Source organism: Candidatus Viadribacter manganicus, from assembly GCF_001679665.1.
GTDB lineage: Bacteria > Pseudomonadota > Alphaproteobacteria > Caulobacterales > Aquidulcibacteraceae > Vitreimonas > Vitreimonas manganica.
The window spans coordinates 1,114,148-1,134,747 of record NZ_CP013244.1 but is presented as its reverse complement, the minus strand read 5'-3'; the positions used below and the strand labels follow the sequence as shown (position 1 = coordinate 1,134,747).

Below are 20,600 nucleotides of genomic sequence, written 5' to 3'. Positions count from 1 at the left end.
GAGAGGAGGGGGCAGAGGGCGGGGTGAAGCCCCGTTCTCTGCAAGTTTCAAACAGCCATGACGTTGACCGTCGAGCCTCACCTTAACCCCCAACCCCCTCCTCCCAAGAGGAGGGGGCGGACGCTTGGGTTGCCGCTCTCGAAAGCCGGCAAACGGTGGGCGAGCATGTTTGGCGCGCTGGTGCTTACATTGTTCACACTCGACGCCCTCTTTGCGCCGCCTTTGCGGCGTGTGCGGGAGGTCTCGCCGGTTGTGCTGGATCACAACGGCGAATGGCTGATGGCGTTCACGACCGGCGATGGCGCCTGGCGGCTTGAGGCACGGCTGGGTGAGATTGATCCGGAGTTTCAAAGGCGCCTGATTGCGATCGAAGATGAACGCTTTTGGTTTCATCCAGGGTTCGATCCGATCGCCCTCACGCGCGCCAGCGTTTCTTACCTACGCGCCGGGCGCGTGACGCAGGGCGGTTCGACGATCACGATGCAGTTGGCGCGTTTGCTGGAGCCGCGCCCGCGCACGATTGGATCGAAGCTGATCGAGATATTGCGTGCGATCCAAATTGAAGCACGCATGTCCAAACGCGAGATTCTCGCGGCTTATCTGACCATGGCGCCCTACGGCGGCAATCTTCAGGGTGTCCGGGCGGCTTCGCGGGCGTACTTCCAGCGCGATCCTGAGTGGCTGGATGATGCCGAGATGGCGCTATTGATCGCGTTGCCGCAGGCGCCTGAAGCGAGGCGGCCGGACCGCCACCCGCAAGCAGCGCGAGCATCGCGCGATCGTGTGCTCGACATGTTCGTAAGCGCGCATCTGATTAATCGCCGCCGCGCTGAAGAGGGCAAGGAAGGCGCGATTCCGGCGCGATCGCCGTTTCCCTATTCTGCCCCGCATGCGGCTTATGAATTGGTGCAACGCAATCTTGGTGACGGCGTTGTTCGCTCGTCGCTTGATGCAACGTTGCAACGCGATCTGGAGGCGCTGGTGCGGCGGAGCGCCGGCGCGCTGGAGCGTGATGCGCAGATCTCTATTCTAGCGGTGCAGATCGATGGGCGCGCCGTGCGCGGACGTGTCGGCGGCGCGGGGCGTGAGCGGGCGGGCGGCTATATCGACATGACCCGCGCTGTGCGCTCGCCGGGTTCCGCGTTGAAGCCGTTCTTGTATGCGATTGCGTTCGACGAAAACATCGCGGCGCCGGAAACCCTGGTGCGCGATGCGCCTAGGCGGTTCGGTGGGTATTTGCCTGAGAATTTCGACCGGCGCTTCCACGGTGATGTGACGCTTGAAGACGCGTTGCGGCATTCGTTGAATTTGCCGGCGGTGGCGACTTTGGAGCGGATCGGCGCTGGGCGCTTTCAGGCGGCATTGTCGCGTGCGGGCGCGCAGGTGCGGATGCCGAGGCGTGCTATTTCCGAACCGGGGCTGGCGCTGGCGCTCGGAGGCGTCGGCATGACGCTGGAAGATCTGGTGCAATTATACGCGGCGCTCGGTGATGAGGGCGATGCGCGGCCGTTGGTGACAGAAGACGCTGCTGGGCTTTCGTTCAGCCGCCGCTTTGTTCGTCCTCAGACAGCAGAGCGCGTGCTGGAAATCTTGGCGAGCTCTCCCCATCCGGCCGGACGTGTGCCGGCGGCGGTGGCGCAAGGCGCGCCGCAGGTCGCATTCAAAACCGGGACCTCCTACGGTTTTCGCGACGCGTGGGCGTTGGGCGTTTCGAATGGATACGCCATCGGCGTTTGGGTGGGGCGTCCAGATGGTGCGCCGCGTCCTGGTGCAACAGGCCGCAGCGAGGCGCTGCCGATCTTGTTTGACGCGTTCGATCTCATCGGTGCACCGGCGCCGCCTGAACATGAGCGCGAGCAGCACGATCCAGTTGCACCGGCCCTGGCGCGGTTCGAGGGCGGTGAACGCGAGGATTTGTCGATCCTGTTTCCCCCGTCGGGCGCCGAAGTGTTGGTGCTGGATTATGGCGCAGATGCGCGCGGGCTTTCGCTTTCGGCGCGCGGGGGACGTGCGCCGCTGACTTGGTATGCCGAGGGTGCGCGCGTCGGTGCGGAAAGCACGAGCGGCCGAACGATTTGGCGGCCAGCAGCGCCGGGTTTCTACAATGTTACCGTGGTGGATGCCGACGGACAAAGCGCGCACGTGCGCGTCCGCATACGAGATAGCGGGTGAGCAAAAAAAGAAAGGCGCGGATCGTCCGAGGACGATCCGCGCCTGGAGCTGATGTCGCAATCTCGGGGGGGAGGGATTATGCGACCATCAATGCAGCTTGATAAAGCGCTGCATACGCGACCGGCGCGAAGAGCACGAAGGCTGCAAGGACAAAGGCAAACTTTTTCATTGTCGTACTTTCCGAATTTGAACGGGTTGTTTTCCTGTTGACTAAGAGATGCTGTTAAAGCTCTCGGCGGATGCGTCGGGCGCGCATTTCTTCGCTGCAAGCGTTGCAAACAAAAGGCGCGAACCTTGGGGTCCGCGCCTTCGTTTGCGATCGTCACTGCAGGGTGGGCAGGATTAAGCGACGATCTGGGCAGCTTGCGCGATGATCGCGACGGCGACCGGAGCAAACAGGGCGAAGGCGGCGGCGATACTGGCAATCTTGGTCATGTGAATTTCCCTCGTGTTTCAGTGTCTGTTGACTATGAGATGCCGAGGGCGGCGCGCTTGGATGCGATGCGATGGATTTTTTCTTCGATGCATTTGCGCAGCGCAGCCGCTGCAAACGTGCAGACAAAAAGCGCGGAGCAAAAGCGCCGCGCCTTGTGATCCTTGAAATGGAAAAGGCGCGAACCCTAGGGCGGTTCGCGCCTTCCGTTATGACCGTCGCAGGCGGGTTTGGGGGATCAGGCGACGATCAGAGCAGCTTGATTAAGAGTGGCCAACGCCATCGGTGTGAAGAAGGCCAGCGCGGCGGCGAGGCAGAAAAACTTGGACATTTGCTAGCTCCCTTATTGGCGTTGCGGTTCGTCTGAACCTTTGATGCAGCCAAGATAGTGTTTGGATGCGCCGGACGCTGTGACTCTGGTCACGGTTTAAGTGTTAAGGCTTCCGGCCGGGGTGGATGGGCCCCGGCCGGACCCGTTCCTCAGCGGCGACGCGGAGGCTCGGGCGGAGCAGGTGGCGCCGGCGGCTCTGGCGGCGCCGGCGGCTCTTCAAAGCGAACCCGGCCATCGCCATTGGCGTCGCTGGCGTCGAAGAAGCGCAGGTGCTGATTGCGGAATTCTTCGAGACTAAGAGCGCCGTCGCCGTTCAGGTCGGCCTCTTCGGAGTTCGCGATCAACATCATGAACGGCCCGATCGGCGGTACGGGTGGTGCAGGCGGGACGGGCGCCATTGGGGCGATCATGTCGCCTTCAAGCGATGTCCATGAGCCGCCGTCGCCATCGACGCGGACGACGACGACTTCGCGAGCGCCGTCTCGGTGCGCTTGGCGTTCAGCGCGGTCCACAGCCCGTTCCACTTCGCGTTCAATACGTTCGGCCTGGCGCTCGGCTCGTTCAGCATCTCGTTCGGCGCGTTCGGCGTCGCGCTCGGCGCGCTCGACGTGAACTTCAGCGCGCGCCATGGCTTCGGCGACTTGCGCCTCGATGCGCGCTTGGTCTTCCTCACTCAGATCGCCGGTGACGACGCGAACTTCGCGTCGGTCGCCGTCGCCGCTTCTGAATACATGAACCGCAGGCGCGTCGCCCGAGACGTGGATGCGCGTGTGATCGGCATCGTCGAGTTTGCCATCGTCGTTGGTGTCGAGATCAGCGAAGACGCGCTCGTAGGCGGCCGAGGCTTCCGCCCGTGAGATCCAGCCATCGCTGTTGGCGTCGAAGTTAACGTCGCTGGCGCCGCTGTGGCGAACCACGACGTGGCGGGTGCTCGATTGAGCGCTGGCGCCCGCCACTGTAAGGGCGGCGAGTGCGACGCCCAGGGCCATGGTGAGTTTCATCTACTTCCCCTCTCTGCCCGGGTTGGCGGGCTAATGACGAGGCGGACCATGGGGCTGGCACGTTTCCCCAGTACGTCAGCGCTGAAACATTGCCGAAACAGACGCCGCGTATCTGTCGCGCTTTGGATTTGGGTCGGGAGAGCAGGCAAATGGCTAATAGATTCGCGGCTTTGGCCCTGGGATTGGTGCTCGCTGCCGGGCCAGCGCTGGCGCAGGACGATGGCCCGCCGCGCCCGCAGCTTCCGCCCTTGGCGGTAAATTCCCAAATGACCGACCCCCAGATCGGGGCGGCCCTGGATCCGTGGCTTGCGGGCTTGCAGCGCGCGGATGTGTTCAATGGCGCGGTTCTGGTGGCGCGCGATGGCCGCGAGATCTTCGCGCGCGCTTATGGCGGCCGCGATGTGGCGACGAACACGGCGCTTGGCGTCGATGACCGCTTTCCGATCGCTTCCATCGGCAAAGTATTCACGCACGTTGCGATCGCGCAGCTTATCCAGCAAGGCAGGATCACACCGCAAACGACGATCGCCGAGATCATTTCCGATTATCCGAATGCGGTGTCCCGAACCGCGACCGTGCAGCAATTGATCGGACATGAGGGTGGGATCGCGGATATTTTTGGTCCAGCGTTTCGCGCCTTGCCGAAAGAGCAGTTGACCAGCAATCACGCCTATTACGCATTTGTCGCGCAACAGCCGCCGATGTTTGCGCCGGGTGCGGGCAATGAATACTGCAACGGTTGCTATGTGGTGCTGGGCGAGATCATCGAGCGCGTGACCGGGCAGCCCTACGAGCAATATATCGCCGAGCATGTGCTCGCGCCTGCTGGAATGACGCACAGCGGCTTTCTGCGGAATGATCAATTGCCGGTGGATGCCGCGCGCTTCACCGGACATCCGCGTGGCCCTGAGGGCCCCGCAGAAGACGTGACGCGCTTCCACGGTGTTTCCGGCAGCGCTGCGGGCAATGCTTACTCCACGGTTCGCGACATGCTGGCGTTCGATAACGCGCTACGCGCGCATCGGTTGGTCAATGCGGAACTCACGGCGCAAGTACTGCGTGGGCAGCCACAGACGGGACGGGCGACGGCGTGGATCGGGTTTGCCGGCGGCGCGCCGGGCGTGAACACGCTGGCGATGGGCAATGGCGCCTGGACCGTTGTCGTGCTCACCAATCGTGAACCACCTGCCGGCGAGACAATAGGCTCTACAGTGTTTGCTCTGTTGGCCGGGCCGAGGCCGCAATAATATGGCGCTTATGAACGAGATCGCCCAACCGCCGCGTGTCCTCATCGTCGATGACGATTCCGCCATTCGCGAGGGTTTGGTGGAGGTGTTTCAGCGCGCGGGCTTTGCGGCGTCTTCGGCTGGCGATGTGCCGGGTTTGGAGAAGGTGTTGAACACCAAAGGCGCCGACGTGATCGTGCTCGATGTGATGATGCCTGGCGAAGATGGGCTCTCTGCGTGCAAGCGGCTTTCGGGGAAAGGACGCCCGGCCATCATTATGCTCTCGGCGCTTGGTGATGACGCTGACCGGATCGTTGGGCTTGAGATCGGCGCAGACGACTACATGTCGAAGCCGTGTAACCCGCGTGAACTGGTTGCGCGCGTCAAGGCCGTGCTGCGCCGCAGGGACAATGACAGCGCAGCTCCTGGTGAGAGCGTGCGGTTCGCCGGATTTCGTATCGACATCGCGCGACGTGAACTGATTGATCCCGATGACGTGGTGATCCCGCTTTCGGCCGGTGAATTTCGTTTGTTGCGGGCTTTCGTGGAGCGGCCCCAGCGCGTGCTCTCACGTGAGCAATTGCTGGACTTTGCGTTCGACAATGACAGCGACGTGTTTGATCGCGCCGTCGATGTTCAGGTTTCGCGCTTGCGCCGCAAGCTGGAGCGTCCCGGCGGCATCGAAATCATTCGCACAGTGCGGGGCGAGGGCTATCTCTTTGCGGTGAAGCCGACCTCCTGATGCGTGAAACCCGAGGCATTCCGGTTGCAGCCTATCTTGGCGTGCTGGTGGCGATTGCCCTGGCGGCGGCATTCGTCGCGACCTTGGCTATCGTGATCTTTCTGCCGCCGCGTCCGCCGGACGTGATGCGCGCGGACGTGGTCGCCGACAATTTCCAGGCTGGCTACGATCACATGATTGCACTCAACCGGCCGATGAATGAGCGCGGCATGGTTTGGGACGTGCGCGGTGAAGCGCCTGAGGACGTTGACTCGCCGGCGATGGCGGGCGCGCGGATTCAGTTGGCTGAAGCGATTGACCTGCGGCCAGACCAGATTCGCATTCAGGCGTCGAACGTCGTGCAAAGTGACACGTTCGTTTTCCGCGTTGCCGGTCTCGAGGAATGGACGGACCAGTCCCAGCAAGCTGCGGAAGATGCTTGGCGCGCCGCCGAAGAGGCGCAGCGCGCGCACGAAGAAGCGACTGAGCGCCTTCAGGCGGCGGAAGAGCGCATTCAGGACCTCGAACAAGACCGAGAATCTTTCGATGCGCGCCAGCATGCGATCGAGATTGCGCGCGAGCGTGAGGTTGCGCGCGCCGAAGCGCGCGCAGAGGCCGTTGCTGAGCGCCAAGCGGCGGCTGCGGAGCGCCTTGCCGAGCGGATGGAGCAGCGCGTTCAGATTGAGAATGGGCGCGTGATCATTCACCGGCGCGACGGACATACCCAAACCGTCGAAGTGCATGGCGCCGATGGCAGCACCGAGTATCACGCTCAATACAATGTTCCGGACGTTGAAGTGAATGTGCACGGGCCGGTGGTTCCGCCGCCTCCAATTGCGCCACGTGCGCCGGAAGTCCAAACGCCAACGCCGCGCGCAACCCCAGCGGCGCCTGCGCCGGCCCCGCGCGCCGTCCTTGCGCCTCCAATGGCGCCGACACCGCCGACATTTGCGCCCGCGCCCGAAGGCGTGGTGCTGATCTCCGGCTTTGAGGTTGGCGCCCAATTGCCGGATGGCCGTTGGCTCGTCATGCGCCAGGGCCGCAATTGGGCGGAGTTAGGCTGGATCGCGCGGGCTGCCGGAATTATCGGCGGCACGCTTCTGTTGCTCTCAATCTTGGCGCTTTGGTTTGCGCGATACTTGACCCGTCCGATCCGAAGCTTCTCAGAAGCGGTGCAGGCGGTGGGTGTTAACCCGCAGAGTGAGCCGGTCGTCGAAGAGGGGCCGCGTGAGTTGCGCGGCGCGGCGCGGGCGGTGAATACGATGCAGGCGCGTTTGCGAGCGTTGATCGCCGATCGTACCAAGACATTAGCCGCCGTGGCGCATGATATGCGAACCCCGCTGATGCGTTTGCGTCTTGCGGCCGAGCATGCGGAGCCCGAGCATCGTGAGCGGATGGCCAAGGAAATTGGCGAGGTCGAAGCGCTGGTGGCCAGCTTTATCGCGTTCGCGCGCGATGATCCGGCGGAAGAGGCCCGCGTTCGGCTCGATGTGGCCGCGCTATTGCAAAGTATCGCAGACGATCACGCCGATCAGCATCGCAGCGTCACGTTTGAGGGCGATGAGCGCCTCATCATCACAGGACAGTCGCTTGGGCTGAAGCGCTTGTTCGCAAATCTCGTGGAGAATGCGCTGAAGTATGGCGACTCGGCGCGGATCAAGCTGCGTAGCGAAGTTGGGGCTGTCGTCATCGACGTCGAAGACGATGGTCCGGGTATTCCGGGTGAGCAGCGCGAGAGCGTGTTTGAGCCCTTTGTGCGGTTGAACGAGCAAGGCGCCCGCGGCGCGGGGCTTGGACTTGCCGCTGCACGTTCGATCGCACGCGCGCACGGGGGCGATATCGTCATTCTCGATGCCGAACAGGGTGCGCTGTTGCGGGTTACGCTGCCGGCCTAAACACGGGTTTCGCCCGGCGCGCGAGCGAAGCGCTCACGACACACGCGCCGGACGCGGGCGGATGCGGCAAGATTAACCAAGCCTAGGCTCACCCCAAGCCGGTGCTGACATCCGCCGGTTGGGAGGGTCGCATGTCGCCTAGCCGCAAGCGTTTATTGAGCACATCCATTTTGCGTCCGATCATGTCGGCGTTCGTCCTTGGCGTCGTGGCGCTGAGCGCCGCGCCGGCCTTTGCGCAGGACGTTGACGAGGACACGATCGTTGTTACTGGCACGCGGATCAGATCGCCGCTGTCGCAGAACGAGCCGATCGTCAATATTGGTCAGGAAGACATCGCGCGAACGGGTCTTTCTTCGACGGCCGACATTCTGCAGCGCACGCCGATTTCAGGCGGCGGACTGAACACACGCTTTAATTCATCGGGCAACTTCGGCAACCCGCCGGATGGCGGCGGCGTTGGCGCGGGCGCGGCCGAAGTCGACCTGCGTTACCTCGGTGGCGCGCGCACGCTGGTGCTGGTCGATGGCCTGCGCTGGGTGAACGGCGCCTCCGCTTCGGGTGTGCCAGGCTCGGTCGACCTGAATACCATTCCCCCTGGGATGATCGATCGCATCGAAGTGCTGCAACAAGGCGCTTCGTCGATTTACGGCTCGGACGCAATCGCCGGCGTTGTGAACATCATCACGCGCGATGAGCAAGATGGCTTGATCGCCTCGGCTCAATATGGCGGCTATTACGATTACGGCGATGGCGCGACGCAAGAATACAACGTGTCGTTCGGCATCAATTCGCCGAGCACGCACGTGATCGTCGGCTTCGGCTATGTGGACCAGGGCGATGTTCTCGCCGCGGATCGTGACGTTTCGCAATTCCCCCAACCAGGTGCGACATCGTGCTTGGCTGGCGGTTGCAGCTCAGGCACGCCGCTCGGTCGCTTCATTTTGACAGATCCCAATACGTTGCAGGATCTCGACGTCACGCTGGCGCATGCGTTCCCGCCGGGTGGATTCCCGGCCTACAATCCCGCGCTCCTAAACGGCGGCCCCGACTTCGTGGGCTTCACCACGGACGCGCGGTTCAACTTCCAACCTTTCAACTACGTGCTCACGCCATCGGAGCGGACGAGCGTATTTGGCCAACTGGTCCAGGATTTGCCAAACGGCATGGAGCTGCGCTTGCGCGCTTCGTATGTTGAACGTCAGTCCGCCAACCAAGCCGCGCCTCTGCCGTTGTTCGTCGGTCCAGATGCCGGCAACGGCAATTTGCTAGATACGGTCGTGATCGGGGCGGACAATCCCTACAACCCGTTTGGCTTCGAGCTGGGCGCCGGCACGCTCGTGTTCGTTGGCCGCCGCCTCGTGGAAGCTGGGCCGCGCCACTACGAACAGAACGTCGATACGTTCAATCTTACGGCGACGTTGCGCGGCGCTGCGCAATTGTTCGGCAATCCATGGGATTGGGACTTCAACGTTGTCTGGTCGGAAAACAACGCCGAGCAGACATTTACAGGCAATGTGAACGCACAGCGGGTTGTGCAGGCGCTTGGTCCGTTGGCCGGTTGCACCAATCCGTGCGTGCCGTTGAACATCTTCGGTGGCGCTGGTTCGATCACGCCCGAGATGTTGAACTATATCGGCTTCACGCAGCACGACTCGTCAGAGCAGAACTTGCTCGACTTCAGTTACAACATCACCGGCGATCTGCTGAGCTTGCCGGCCGGTCCGTTGAGCGCTGCGTTCGGTATCGAGAACCGTCACACTGACGGCCGTTTCGATCCAGACCCGATCGTGGCTGCTGGTTTCTCGTCGGATATTCCGGCGCAACCGGCGAGCGGCGAGATCGAGGTGCGCGAAGCTTATGCCGAATTCCGCATTCCGCTGCTGAGCGATGCGTCGTTCGCGCATGAACTGACGGCATCTGTAGCCGCACGCCTCTTCGACTACTCGACGTCTGGTCAAGACTCGACCTTCCAGGCGGGTCTGAACTGGCGGCCGGTTGAGGACGTGCTCGTGCGCTTCAATTGGGGTGAGGGCTTCCGGGCGCCGTCGATCGGCGAACTTTACGGAACGGCCTCGCGCTTCGACCAAGAAGTCACCGATCCGTGCTCGAACCTTTTGGCGCAACCGGCGAATGTGCAGACCAACTGCGTGAACAATGGCGTGCCGTCGAATGGTTCGTACACGCAGCTCAATCCGCAACTGCCGGTGATCACCAGCGGCAATCCGGCGCTGCAACCTGAAACCAGTGAAGGCTTCAATGTCGGCGTCGTGTGGCAGCCGTCCTTCTGGGCGGACACCGCATGGTCTGACCGTATTTCGTTCGAGATCAACTATTCAGACATCACACTGGATGGCGCGATCAAAGCACAAGACGGTCAAGCGCTGCTTGATCGTTGCGCGCAGACTGGCGACGCGCTCGCGTGCGGCACCATCACACGCACGCCGACGGGTACGGTCTCGGCGATCTCTAACCCGCTGATCAATATCGGCGGCATCGAGACCCAAGCGATCGACTTCACGGTCAATTGGACGTCGCCGGAAACGTCGATGGGCGTCTTCCAGGTGCGCTCATCGACGAACTTCCTGCTCGAATATAACGAACTGGTTCCGACCGCGACGGGCATCATCTCGATCCCGCGCGAAGGCACCGAACGCGGCAGCCCTGACCAAGCTTATCCAGAAGTGAAATCGACCCTTTCGGTTGATTGGGATTGGCGTCAGTTCGGCGCGACGGCCACGGCTCGTTACATCTCGGATGTGGACGAATCTGGCGCCGCCAACTCGCTGGACGCGGTGACTTACTGGGACATGCAGGCGCGCTGGACGCCAGCAGTGCTCGAGGATCGCGTTACGCTGGCCCTCGGCATCAACAACATTACGGACGAAGATCCGCCAGGGTGCGTCACGTGCGGTCTGAACAACTTCGATCCGACGACCTACGATGCTCCGGGACGCTTCGGCTATTTCCGGATCAGCTATCGCCAATAAGAGCGGGGTAGGGTTCGAGTGACGCGGCGCCGGTGGGCCACCACCGGCGCCGTTTCGTCATTCGCTTCCCCGGAAACGGCCGTCTCCTTCTTCGGTGACGAGCAACACGTTAGGATTTTCCGGCGCCTGGTTTTCAAAAAGGCCGATATCGAGATCGGCTTGCGGTGTTGGGCCACGCATTGGTGCGGCAACGCGTTCGGCAAGCTCGATCCGTTCGACCGGCGCAAGAGGCGCTGCGATGCCGGGCGCGTGCATCGGCCGCCAATAGGTGAGCGACACCGCGAACTTGCCATCACGCTCAACGATTTCGGCGAGGCCGTTTTTTACCAACGCGCTCCAGCGTTTCAGTAGCGCTTTGTGATCGAGATAGAGTTTCGCCAGCACTTCACTTGCGAGTTCAGCCGGAGCGCCCAGCAACACACGCGCTTGCTCGGGTGTGCGGGCATGGCCGAGCGGTTTTTTGGCGGCCGCATCGCCGGTACGTGCGACCGGTGCGGGAGGCGCCGGGCGCCAGTAGCGCATGATCACGCGCCAAGCGCCTTCGCGCCACGTGAGTTCATAGAGCCCCGTACCGTAAAGATCCGGCACCGCTTGTTCGGCGGCGGCTGGCGTTTCGAACTGATCGGGAAGTTCCTCGACGGCCAGGAACACAGGCCCACCCGCCAAAGTGGTGGCCTCGTCTTCTGTCCGCGCGCGCGGCGCATCCGGTTGGCGCGCCGCGGCCAGATTCGCCGCTAAGGGGAAAATGCTCATTTGCGCCGCTACCGGCCCTTCTCCACGGTCGTCCTCCGACATCGCCTTGTCATCGGGGGCCGCCAAGCTAACGTTCCAGTGTCCTAGAATTTAGGTGGGGAGTTCAAGCGATGTCGCAACGCCGGTGGAGTCTGGCCGCTCTTGCGCTCGCGCCGATCTTGGCGCTGGGTGCGTGCGACCAGCTCGGCGACGTCTGGGAACGCATGACTGGCGGCGCGAGCGTGGAAGCACCGGGGCCGACGCCTTTGGATGATGTGCCGCTTGATGCGCGGGCGCTCTCCGGGGCGGTGCAGCCCCAGGCCGAGATGGCGGCGATCCTGGCTCCTGATCCGGTTTTGATCGCGCCGGGGCAGATCTTGGTCGGGGCCCAAGTTGAACGCGAGCTTTCAGAGGCCGCAACCGACATGGGCCTTGCGTCGAACTTTGCGCGCGCTGTGCGCAGCGAGGGTGTCGAGGCATTGGAGCAATTGCCGGACAATGTCGCGGAGCAGTTGCGCACGCGCGCTGAGACGCAGGCCTCGGCCGCCGCGAGCAGCGCCGCACAGGACACGTTGCGGCGTTTAGGTGTGAACGGCGAAATTCGCGTGCGCCCGGGCGGCGTGGTGACTGTCGATCTGTCCTCCGGTGTGAGCCCAACGGCGTATCGCGGCGCGAAACAAAACAATGAGACCACAGGAGATGATGTCCCGGATGCGATCGAGTGGAGTCCGGCGGATCGGTGTCCACGGATCGTGAGCCAAGCGCAGCTCGAGGGTGATATTGCTTTGGCGACACGCTGTGCAATTCAGAGGCTCGCCCAGTCTGGTCAGTTCGAATACGTCGAACCTAACTTTATTGCGGACAGTGGCTTTACGCGTCCGCCTCGCCGAGATCAGCCGACGCAGCCTTCGCCATCACAGCCGACGACGCAAAATCCGTCTCCATCGGCGCCGGCAACGACGATGCCCGCGCCGCAACCGATTGGAGGCGTGCCCAACGATCCGTTGTACGCTTTGCAATGGCACTATCGCGCCAGCACGGGGCCGAATGCTTCGCCTGGTGGCGCGGGTTTTGTGGCTTTCTGGGAGTCGCATCAGGTTGGCGCGCGGACCGTTCGCGTGGCCGTGCTCGATACGGGATTGGATCTTTCGCATCCGGATATTCGCAATGCTGCGAATGTCAGCTCTGGTGTTGATCTCATCAACAATCCCGAGCGCGGCGGTGACGGCGATGGCGTCGATGCGGACGCCAATGATGCCGGCGATCGGTGCGGCGCCAGCGCGGAAAATTCCTATCACGGCACCCACGTCGCGGGCACGATTGGTGCGGCGGCGACAAATGATCGGGTGGGCGTCGCGGGCGGGGCCTGGGACGTGACCGTGATTCCGGTGCGGGTGATTGGACGCTGCGGCGGCGAGCTTGCTGACATCGTGTCTGGCATCCGCTGGGCTGCTGGCATCGCGCCGGCGATCACCGCCGGCAATCAGCAGATCGCCAGCACGACGCAGGCTGACATCATCAATATGAGCCTCACAATTCAGGCGCCGTGCCCAGCTTCGATGCAGGCTGCGATCGATGCCGCGGTGGCGCGCAATGTCGTTGTAGTGGTCGCGGCTGGCAACAAAGCCAATCGCGCCTCGCTCTACGCGCCTGCTAACTGCAACAATGTAATTGTCGTTGGCGCGAACGACGCGGGCGGTGGTTTGGCGTTCTACTCTAACTTTGGCCCGGAAGTGGATTTGCTGGCGCCAGGCGGTGATGTGTTTGCCGACAGCGACAATGACGGGCGTCCGGACGGTGTGCTCTCGACACGCTCTACCCAGAGTGGCTGCTATGATCCGCTGAATTCCAACTCGACCGAGCGTTGCTATTATTCGTTCCTGCAAGGGACATCGATGGCTGCGCCGCACGTTTCCGCTGCGTTGGCGTTGCTGGCGGCTCAATCTGGGCTGAGAGGGCGCGAGTTGGAGAACGCACTCTTTACGCGGGCCATCTCTTCGTTTCCGGCGAATTTTGCAGAGATCGAATGCGCGCGTTCGGCCAATGCGACGCCGATTAGCGCCGGTTCAGCGACATGTGCCCGTCCAAGCGGGCGCGGCAGGCTTGACCTCGCACTGGCTGCGCGGACGCCGTAGGCGATTGGGCTTTACCGTATGCGAGAGCAGGGCCAAGGTCAGCCTATGGATGTGAACGCGCACCGTACTTGGGGCATTGCCGTAACAGGCGTGTTGATGGCTGGCGCGCTCATGATCGCGTTTCAGCCCGAGACTCGTGCTCATGCGCAGCCGCAAGCAGCGGCGCAGATTGCGCAGGCGCAAGACCTCGCGGCGCACGTGGGTTTTATCGTAAAGTTCCGTGGCAGCGGGCCGATCGCGCGGGCGCAGGCGCTCGCTGCGCGCGGCGAGCTCGTGCGGGCGCAGCGTCAAGTCGAAGTTCAACTTACGCGGCAGGCTTGGTTCGCTGGGTTGTGCTTCGATCGCTTCACTGTGGGCGGCGCGGAAATCGTGCTGCGAACCTGCCAAACCGTTGCGGTGAGTGAACGTAGCGCTGTGCAACAAAGCTGGGGCGCGCGGTTGCGGGCCATGCGCGCGGTTGAGTATGTCGACGCCAATGCAACGGTCACGCCGCAGCGCGCGCCGGGCTGACGGAGAAGAGCATGGACGCTGGCGCGCCAATCGGCATCGGCGGTTACGAAGAACGCGTGATCGCCACCTTGGATGGGCTTGCGATTTATGCGCGAGACTATCCGCCTTTGGCGCCCGAGACGGGTGCGCCGGTTGTTTGTCTTCACGGGCTCACGCGCAATTCACGCGACTTCGAAGTGATCGCACCTCGCATCGCCGCGCTTGGCCGTCGTGTTATCGTTCCTGACATGCGTGGGCGCGGCAAAAGCGCGAACGATCCTGACCCCGCGCACTATGTGCCTGCAGTCTACGCGCAAGACGTGTTGAAGCTTTTGGACTCGCTGGGCATCGGACGGGCCGTCTTTCTTGGCACATCGATGGGCGGCTTGATCACGATGGTGATCGCGGCGACCAATCCTGATCGGATTGCCGCATCAGTGCTTAATGATGTTGGGCCGCAGCTCAACACGTCCGGGCTCGCGCGGATCGCCAACTATGTCGGTCATGTGCAGCCGGTAGCCTCTTGGCAGGACGCGGCGGTAGCTGCGCGGTCAACCAACGGCGCGGCATTTCCAGATCGCCTCGATGATGATGCGTTCTGGTTGGCGTTTGCGCATCGGACATTCCGCGCGCGCGACGACGGCCAAATCGAATTGGACTACGATCCGCATATCGCTCTGGCGTTCGCGGACTTTGACGCTGATGCGCCGCCCGCGGATCTGACGCCGTATTTCGAGGCGCTGGCGAAGGCGCCGGTGCTGAGCGTTCGCGGCGGCCTTTCCGACATTTTGAGCCAAGAAGCGGCCGAACGCATGCGCGCCGTCAATGATCGGGTCGACGCCGTCACGATCGAGGGAATCGGCCATGCGCCGATGCTCGATGAGCCCGACGCATGGGACGCGGTTCTGGACTTTCTGGCTAAGGTCGAGTGACGCTTCGGGCGTCGCAAGCGCGCGTGTCAGCTGATCTAAGGATGATTGTATTTGTCCGCGTCGGACATCGCCGCAGCTTGCGTCACAAGCGCTGACGGCGCGTTGCCGGGCGGATTGCTGTTCGGTTGCAGTCTCGCGCTCGCCTAAGGCCAACGCAACGAGACCGGGTCGTAAGCGCGCCGGGATGGGCGCGCTGTTGGCCCGTACTGCGCGTTCAGTTGGGTGATGTTGCCCAGGCGCGCAAACGCCATTGGCGCGGGGTGCAGCCAAACGCGTCACGGAAGCAGGCATAGAAATGCGAGATGTCGTTGAAGCCGACTTCGAAGGCGATCTGAGTGATGGGGGTGCGCGTCGTCATCAGCCGATCGGAAGCAGCGCGCATGCGCGTATTGATGAGGTACTGGTTCGGCGTTTGGCCAACGACGGCGCCGAACATACGGACGAAGTGAAAGCGGCTGAGGCCGGCGATGTCGGCAAGTGTTTGGAGTGAGCAGGACTCACCGAAATTCTCGGCGATATGGCTGACGGCGCGCTGAACGCGAGTGCGGTCGCGCGTAGAAATTGCTTCAAGTGGGCGTGGCTGCTGTGCCGTGAGCGCGGCATGTGCAAGTTGATAGCGCATGTCTTCGCCGCCAGGTTTGGCGAGCGCGCGAATGTGGCCGAACATGCGCGTGGCGGTTTGGCTTGGTGGCAGTGCGATGGTGTCGAAGCGCGGGCTGACGCCGGCTTCGTGGGCGACTTCTTCCAGAAGATCGCGCTCGAAGGTGACGACGAGGCGGCGATTGCCCTGCGTGTCGATGTGGCGAACGCTGAAGGCTTCACCGGCGTTGCCAAGAATAATCGAGCCGGGTGCGGCGAGGGTTGTTTGATCTTCGCTGGCGTATTCAAACCAGCCCGACATGACAAAGCCGATTGCGGCGTCCTCATACGTCCACTCCGCGGCGGGGCCGCTTGGATCTGCGGCGCAGCTATCCTCGTTGACCGGACGCGCGCGGTCGGCGCGGCTCGGCGGCCAAGCGGAATTTATGGCTTCGATAGACATTCGCCGAGGTTGCGCGCGCGCCGCACAGTGAGCAAGCGGGCGCGCGACGAGCGCACATCACTTCCCTGTTAGGGCGCGTCCCCAATTGCCGCATCGAACTCTTCGGCCAAGCCGAGGAAGCGATTGCCCCAGCCGCTGGAGAGGCTGAGCTCCTGCATCGGCCCAGTTGGCGCAAAGAGGATCGACATCGCCTGTCGTGCGGGGATTTCACCGCGCTGAAGACGCAAAATGATGGCGTCGATTTCTTCTAGCGCGTGATCGCCGTCGCGCCAGCTCGACCAGGCGAAGTCGTTGCCTGGGCGCGCCACGAGGTCGCGCGCCCTATGAAAGACGTCGAGCAGGGCCAAGACATCGCTCACGAGGTTATAGCGCGCGCTTGAACAACTCGCGGTACTTGTCGCCATCGAACGGTACGGCGTTGGAGAGCGTCGCGAGATCGGCGACCGCGTAGTCGATCGCACCTTCGCCATGCTCGACCTTCACGCCCATTGCGCCAAGGCCTGACGGCAAGCCGATGCGTGCGTTGAGATCGGCGATATATTGGGGGAGGTCAGCGTTTGGCGCGAGACCAAGCGCGCGGCGCAGGCGCGCGAATTTCTCTTCTGCGCTGTTGCCAATCATGGCGAGTGAGTGCGGCAGGATCACTGCGTTGAGCGTGCCGTGGTGCAGTTTGAGCTCATGGATGCGGCCCAAGGCGTGACTGAGGCCGTGAACGGCGCCGAGGCCCTTCGCGAATGCCAATGCGCCCTCAAACGAGCCCATCATCATGTGCCAGCGCGCGTCGCGATCGCTGCCGTCTTTCACGGCGCGCTCGAGCCATTTGGAGATGCGTTCAGCCCCGTCAATGCCGATTGCTTCCGCGGGCGGATGCACGACCGGTGTCAGGACGGCTTCAATGCAGTGAGTCATCGCGTCCATGCCTGTGGCGGCGGTGAGCGATGCGGGCAGACCGAGCGTGAGTTCAGGATCGCAAACGGCGGCGGTCGGGACGAGAAACGCGGAGACGAAAGTTTCCTTCATCCCGTTGTCGAGAATGACGACGGCGCCGGGTGACACTTCGCTGCCAGTTCCGGCTGTTGTCGGCACAGCGATCAGCGGCGGAATCTTGGTGATGAATTTCATGCCGCGCTTCGAACCGCCCAGGCGCTCGAACGGACCTTCGTGCGTCACCATCAGGCCCATCGCTTTCGCGAGGTCCATGGATGAGCCGCCGCCGAAGGCAATGATCCCGTCAGCGCCGGACGCGCGATAAGCATCAGCGGCAGCGCGCGAGGCAGACTCGGTTGGGTTTGGGGGCGTGTCGGTGAAAACGCCGGCCGGCGGTTCGCCGAGCGCCGAGAGCAGGATGTCCAAGAGGCCGTTGCTCTTCAGCCCAGGGTCGGTGACCACGAAAGGCCGGCTGACGCCGTTTGTCTTCAGGATTCTTGATATTTGCGCCAGTGCGCCGAAATCGAATGTGCACTGGGTAAGGAAGTTCATCTGCGCCATTGGTCGCTCCGTCGCGCACTTGTCCCATAGCCGGAACGGAACCGCCACCGGCATTGGACATCTTCGGCGCCGCAGCTAGTCTTCGCCGCCATGACTGAAACCGTTCTCGAAATTTCCAATCTTGCCGTCACCTTCGACACGCCTGACGGCGATGTGGAGGCGGTGAAGGGCGTTTCTTTCCAGATCAAACAGGGCGAATGCCTGGGCATCGTTGGGGAAAGCGGTTCGGGAAAAAGCCAGACCTTCCTGGCGGCATTCGGACTGACTTCCGCCAACGCCCGCGTTTCCGGTTCGGTGAAGTTTCAGGGCCGCGAGGTTCTGGGCCTGCCGCGGCGCGAACTCGATCAGGTGCGGGGCCGCCATGTCGCCTTCGTGTTCCAAGACCCGCTCACGGCGTTGACGCCGCATCTCACAATCGAGACGCAAATGGGCGAGGTGCTGGAGCATCACTTCAAGGTCACCGGCGAGGCGGCGCGCGAGCGTTGCATTGAGTGGCTTGAGCGCGTGCGCATTCCAGAGGCGGCGCGTCGCCTTACTCAGTACCCGCACGAACTCTCCGGCGGCATGCGCCAGCGCGTCATGATCGGCATGGCGATGATGGCTGAACCGGCCCTGTTGATCGCCGACGAGCCGACGACTGCGCTGGACGCCACGGTGCAGGCGCAGGTGCTCGATTTAATCGAGGACTTACAGAAAGACACGAACGCCGCCGTGGCGCTGATCACGCACGATATGGGCGTCATCGCGCGGATGGCGCAGCGTGTCGCCGTGATGCGGCGCGGGGAAGTGGTGGAGACCGGAACGGTCCAGGAGATATTTTCAGCGCCTAAGGCTGACTACACGAAGATGTTGTTGAAGGCGGTGCCGCGTATCGACGGTGAGCGGTATGTGCCGCTTGATCCGCCTGAGGCGGGCGCGCCAATTCTGAAAGTGGAAGATGTGCGGGTGACCTTCCCGGTGAAGGTCAAATCCAGTTCGCTGTTTGGGGCCAACAAGCCGCTGCGTGCTGTCGATGGTGTGAGCTTCAAGCTCAATGCCGGCGAGACGCTTGGGATTGTGGGTGAAAGCGGTTGCGGCAAGTCCACGCTGGCGCGCGCCGTTGTGCAATTGCTGCCGCGCAATGCGGGGGACGTGACGTTCTTGGGTCGCAACCTGCTTCCAAGTGAGCGGGAAGCCATTCGCCAATCGCGCAAGGACCTCCAGATCGTTTTCCAGGACCCGTTGGCGAGCCTTGATCCGCGCATGACGCTCGGCTCTTCAATCGCAGAACCGCTGCTGGCGTTTGAGCCAACGCTCACGCGGGATGAGCGCGAAGAGCGTGTGAAGGCGATGATGACGCAAGTCGGGCTCGATCCCGATCTCATCAATCGCTATCCGCACGAGCTTTCAGGCGGGCAAAATCAACGCGTGGGCGTCGCGCGCGCGATGATCTTAAGGCCAAAGCTTGTTGTTTGCGATGAGGCGGTTTCCGCACTCGACGTTTCAATTCAAGCGCAGATCTTGAAGCTGCTCGCTGATCTGCAGCGAGAGTACAAAACGAGCTTCTTGTTTATCAGTCACGACCTCGCTGTGGTCCGCGAAATCTCTCACAATGTGTTGGTGCTCTATCTCGGCCGGGCCGTCGAGTACGGGCCGGCGGAGGTGATCCTGCGCGATCCGCGCCATCCTTACACGAAGGCCTTGCTGGCAGCCGCGCCAACGCCTGACCCGGATGTCGCGCGCAACAAGCCGCGCGTGCGATTGGTCGGCGATTTGCCGAGCCCACTCGATACACGCGCCCCACTTCGGTTTTTGAAATCGCGTATCATCGATGATCCCGATGCCGTGCAGTATCGCCCGCAATGGATTGAGGTTGGGCCCGGACACTACGTGGCCGAGCACGATCCGGCCTCAGTGGCCGCCTGACGGCTAGGCGTGAAGGGCGCGCATAAGGTCAAGGCGACGCATGGCTTTGCCGGGAAGCTGCGCCAGACGCGGCTGCGGCAATTGTTCGATGCGCGCGCGGATTGCGTGTTCGGCGCGGCGTACGGTCGCTGACCAAGAAGAACCCGCAATGACGCCGCGCTGAAGCATGCGCTGGCCGGTCGAGAGTTGGCGTTTGTATTGGTAGTCCCCAGGACCGAAATCGAGTTCAGCTATGCCGTTGTCACCGGCCCATCCCGCGATCCAGCGCGCAAGCTGCACGCCCGGGGAATAGGAATCGTAAGCATTGTCGTGCGCGACGATCCAGAAGTGCAGCACGCGCGCACTGCGCAGGCAGAATGCGCCGGCGGCCAGTTGACCCTTCACGGAAAGCGTGAACATCGCGCCGCCGAATTGGCTGTCGCGCGTCTCGAAGCAGGCATTTAGGGTTTTCGCCACCCATGGCGCGGCCCAGATTTCAGGCTGGCCGGTGCGCTTTAGCTGCGCATTCTTCCAAGCGAGCAGGGTTTCGAAATCGGCGCGTTCGGTTGATTGAGCGCGAAACTCGACATGACCATGGTCGCGCTCGAGTTTGCGGAATTTCTTGTCCGTCTGACGAACGAACTCACTGCGGCGCTGTTTGAGCGCGGCTTCGTAGAGATCACGGCCGCCGGCGACGTCGACGATCCAAGAACCCTCTTCACCCGCCACAGCGCCGCGCAGGAGGCTCTGGCCGGAGGGCGCATGGGTGATGTCGATGCGACCAACTTTCAACGAGCGACAAAGGTCAGCACGGTTAACTTCAAGCCCTGGCAGGCCGACAACGCCCTGATAATCAGAGATCGGGGCGCCCAAGCCCATGCCGGCGAAACGCGAGAGGCGTTGGATGCCGAAATATCCTGCACCATCCTGGATCACGCAGACACGCGTATCATCGCGCACGTCGCCGATGAGTTTTGCCCAGTCGGGCGTGAGATATGGGCTGGCGAGCGCCGTATCGGCGCTCTGATGCGCGCGCCAGAGGGCGACATCGTCAGCACTGAGATCATGCGGATGTATCGTTTCGAGACGCACGAATTTTCCTCACGTTATTCGCGCGTGAGGTGTCGCAAGG

Annotated in this window: 15 protein-coding genes; 9 read left to right on the top strand and 6 right to left on the bottom strand. The window is 62.6% G+C overall.

Features of this window, described 5'->3' with window-relative positions; translation table 11 throughout:
* The first annotated feature begins 165 nt into the window (after nucleotides 1–165).
* Nucleotides 166–2,172 carry a penicillin-binding protein 1C gene (pbpC, locus tag ATE48_RS06015; protein WP_066768928.1) on the top strand — a complete coding sequence of 669 codons (2,007 nt, stop codon included), beginning with the start codon at nucleotides 166–168 and terminating at the stop codon, nucleotides 2,170–2,172.
* Nucleotides 2,173–3,085: 913 nt separating this feature from the next.
* Here pbpC and ATE48_RS19955 read toward each other — a convergent pair.
* The gene (locus ATE48_RS19955; protein WP_066768921.1) at nucleotides 3,086–3,937 is read right to left on the bottom strand and encodes a hypothetical protein; all 852 of its coding nucleotides are present in this window, start codon (nucleotides 3,935–3,937) and stop codon (nucleotides 3,086–3,088) included.
* 149 nt (nucleotides 3,938–4,086) lie between these two features.
* On the opposite strand from ATE48_RS19955, the gene ATE48_RS06000 reads away from it, so the two are divergent.
* The 4 genes from ATE48_RS06000 to ATE48_RS05985 all read left to right on the top strand — a co-directional run bounded on the left by ATE48_RS06000 (nucleotide 4,087) and on the right by ATE48_RS05985 (nucleotide 10,766).
* Nucleotides 4,087–5,184, top strand: a complete 1,098-nt coding sequence (locus tag ATE48_RS06000) for a serine hydrolase domain-containing protein (RefSeq protein WP_066768919.1) — start codon at nucleotides 4,087–4,089, stop codon at nucleotides 5,182–5,184.
* A gap of 1 nt (nucleotide 5,185) precedes the next feature.
* Complete coding sequence (locus ATE48_RS05995; RefSeq protein ID WP_066768916.1) at nucleotides 5,186–5,905, top strand: response regulator; 720 nt, start codon at nucleotides 5,186–5,188, stop codon at nucleotides 5,903–5,905.
* Complete coding sequence (locus ATE48_RS19350; RefSeq protein WP_083197184.1) at nucleotides 5,905–7,779, top strand: ATP-binding protein; 1,875 nt, start codon at nucleotides 5,905–5,907, stop codon at nucleotides 7,777–7,779. The genes ATE48_RS05995 and ATE48_RS19350 overlap by 1 nt, the downstream gene beginning before the upstream one ends.
* A 131-nt stretch (nucleotides 7,780–7,910) precedes the next feature.
* Nucleotides 7,911–10,766: a TonB-dependent receptor domain-containing protein gene (locus tag ATE48_RS05985; RefSeq protein WP_066768913.1), complete on the top strand. Its 2,856-nt coding sequence runs from the start codon at nucleotides 7,911–7,913 to the stop codon at nucleotides 10,764–10,766.
* Between the two features lie 57 nt (nucleotides 10,767–10,823).
* Here the strand turns inward: ATE48_RS05985 and ATE48_RS05980 are convergent, their stop codons facing one another.
* Nucleotides 10,824–11,519 (bottom strand): hypothetical protein, encoded by a 696-nt coding sequence (locus ATE48_RS05980; protein ID WP_066768910.1) that lies wholly within the window; start codon nucleotides 11,517–11,519, stop codon nucleotides 10,824–10,826.
* Between the two features lie 110 nt (nucleotides 11,520–11,629).
* Here ATE48_RS05980 and ATE48_RS05975 point away from each other — a divergent pair, with 110 nt between their 5' ends.
* From ATE48_RS05975 to ATE48_RS05965, 3 genes are read left to right on the top strand one after another with little or no spacing between them, the layout of a single operon-like run.
* Nucleotides 11,630–13,633 carry a S8 family serine peptidase gene (locus ATE48_RS05975; protein ID WP_066768908.1) on the top strand — a complete coding sequence of 668 codons (2,004 nt, stop codon included), beginning with the start codon at nucleotides 11,630–11,632 and terminating at the stop codon, nucleotides 13,631–13,633.
* An 18-nt stretch (nucleotides 13,634–13,651) separates the two neighbouring features.
* Nucleotides 13,652–14,143 carry a hypothetical protein gene (locus ATE48_RS05970; RefSeq protein WP_156767622.1) on the top strand — a complete coding sequence of 164 codons (492 nt, stop codon included), beginning with the start codon at nucleotides 13,652–13,654 and terminating at the stop codon, nucleotides 14,141–14,143.
* Between the two features lie 11 nt (nucleotides 14,144–14,154).
* Nucleotides 14,155–15,054, top strand: coding sequence for an alpha/beta fold hydrolase (locus ATE48_RS05965; RefSeq protein WP_066768902.1), 900 nt, complete (start codon nucleotides 14,155–14,157; stop codon nucleotides 15,052–15,054).
* Between the two features lie 214 nt (nucleotides 15,055–15,268).
* Here ATE48_RS05965 and ATE48_RS05960 read toward each other — a convergent pair whose 3' ends face one another.
* The 3 genes from ATE48_RS05960 to ATE48_RS05950 form a co-directional block, all read right to left on the bottom strand.
* Nucleotides 15,269–16,096, bottom strand: coding sequence for an AraC family transcriptional regulator (locus tag ATE48_RS05960; RefSeq protein WP_066768897.1), 828 nt, complete (start codon nucleotides 16,094–16,096; stop codon nucleotides 15,269–15,271).
* A gap of 68 nt (nucleotides 16,097–16,164) precedes the next feature.
* Nucleotides 16,165–16,455: a hypothetical protein gene (locus ATE48_RS05955; RefSeq protein ID WP_066768895.1), complete on the bottom strand. Its 291-nt coding sequence runs from the start codon at nucleotides 16,453–16,455 to the stop codon at nucleotides 16,165–16,167.
* Between the two features lie 4 nt (nucleotides 16,456–16,459).
* A complete protein-coding gene (locus ATE48_RS05950; RefSeq protein ID WP_066768892.1) occupies nucleotides 16,460–17,584 on the bottom strand; it encodes an iron-containing alcohol dehydrogenase in 1,125 nt (374 codons plus the stop codon).
* Between the two features lie 90 nt (nucleotides 17,585–17,674).
* Here ATE48_RS05950 and ATE48_RS05945 point away from each other — a divergent pair, with 90 nt between their 5' ends.
* Complete coding sequence (locus tag ATE48_RS05945; protein ID WP_066768890.1) at nucleotides 17,675–19,489, top strand: ABC transporter ATP-binding protein; 1,815 nt, start codon at nucleotides 17,675–17,677, stop codon at nucleotides 19,487–19,489.
* Between the two features lie 3 nt (nucleotides 19,490–19,492).
* Here the strand turns inward: ATE48_RS05945 and ATE48_RS05940 are convergent, their stop codons facing one another.
* Nucleotides 19,493–20,560, bottom strand: coding sequence for a GNAT family N-acetyltransferase (locus tag ATE48_RS05940; protein ID WP_066768889.1), 1,068 nt, complete (start codon nucleotides 20,558–20,560; stop codon nucleotides 19,493–19,495).
* Nucleotides 20,561–20,600: the final 40 nt, after the last annotated feature.

Coding starts and splice junctions, on each gene's coding strand:
- pbpC (WP_066768928.1), top strand. CDS start 166: ATGTTTGGCGCGCTGGTGCTTACATTGTTCACACTCGACGCCCTCTTT.
- ATE48_RS19955 (WP_066768921.1), bottom strand. CDS start 3,937: ATGAAACTCACCATGGCCCTGGGCGTCGCACTCGCCGCCCTTACAGTG.
- ATE48_RS06000 (WP_066768919.1), top strand. CDS start 4,087: ATGGCTAATAGATTCGCGGCTTTGGCCCTGGGATTGGTGCTCGCTGCC.
- ATE48_RS05995 (WP_066768916.1), top strand. CDS start 5,186: ATGGCGCTTATGAACGAGATCGCCCAACCGCCGCGTGTCCTCATCGTC.
- ATE48_RS19350 (WP_083197184.1), top strand. CDS start 5,905: ATGCGTGAAACCCGAGGCATTCCGGTTGCAGCCTATCTTGGCGTGCTG.
- ATE48_RS05985 (WP_066768913.1), top strand. CDS start 7,911: ATGTCGCCTAGCCGCAAGCGTTTATTGAGCACATCCATTTTGCGTCCG.
- ATE48_RS05980 (WP_066768910.1), bottom strand. CDS start 11,519: ATGAGCATTTTCCCCTTAGCGGCGAATCTGGCCGCGGCGCGCCAACCG.
- ATE48_RS05975 (WP_066768908.1), top strand. CDS start 11,630: ATGTCGCAACGCCGGTGGAGTCTGGCCGCTCTTGCGCTCGCGCCGATC.
- ATE48_RS05970 (WP_156767622.1), top strand. CDS start 13,652: ATGCGAGAGCAGGGCCAAGGTCAGCCTATGGATGTGAACGCGCACCGT.
- ATE48_RS05965 (WP_066768902.1), top strand. CDS start 14,155: ATGGACGCTGGCGCGCCAATCGGCATCGGCGGTTACGAAGAACGCGTG.
- ATE48_RS05960 (WP_066768897.1), bottom strand. CDS start 16,096: ATGTCTATCGAAGCCATAAATTCCGCTTGGCCGCCGAGCCGCGCCGAC.
- ATE48_RS05950 (WP_066768892.1), bottom strand. CDS start 17,584: ATGGCGCAGATGAACTTCCTTACCCAGTGCACATTCGATTTCGGCGCA.
- ATE48_RS05945 (WP_066768890.1), top strand. CDS start 17,675: ATGACTGAAACCGTTCTCGAAATTTCCAATCTTGCCGTCACCTTCGAC.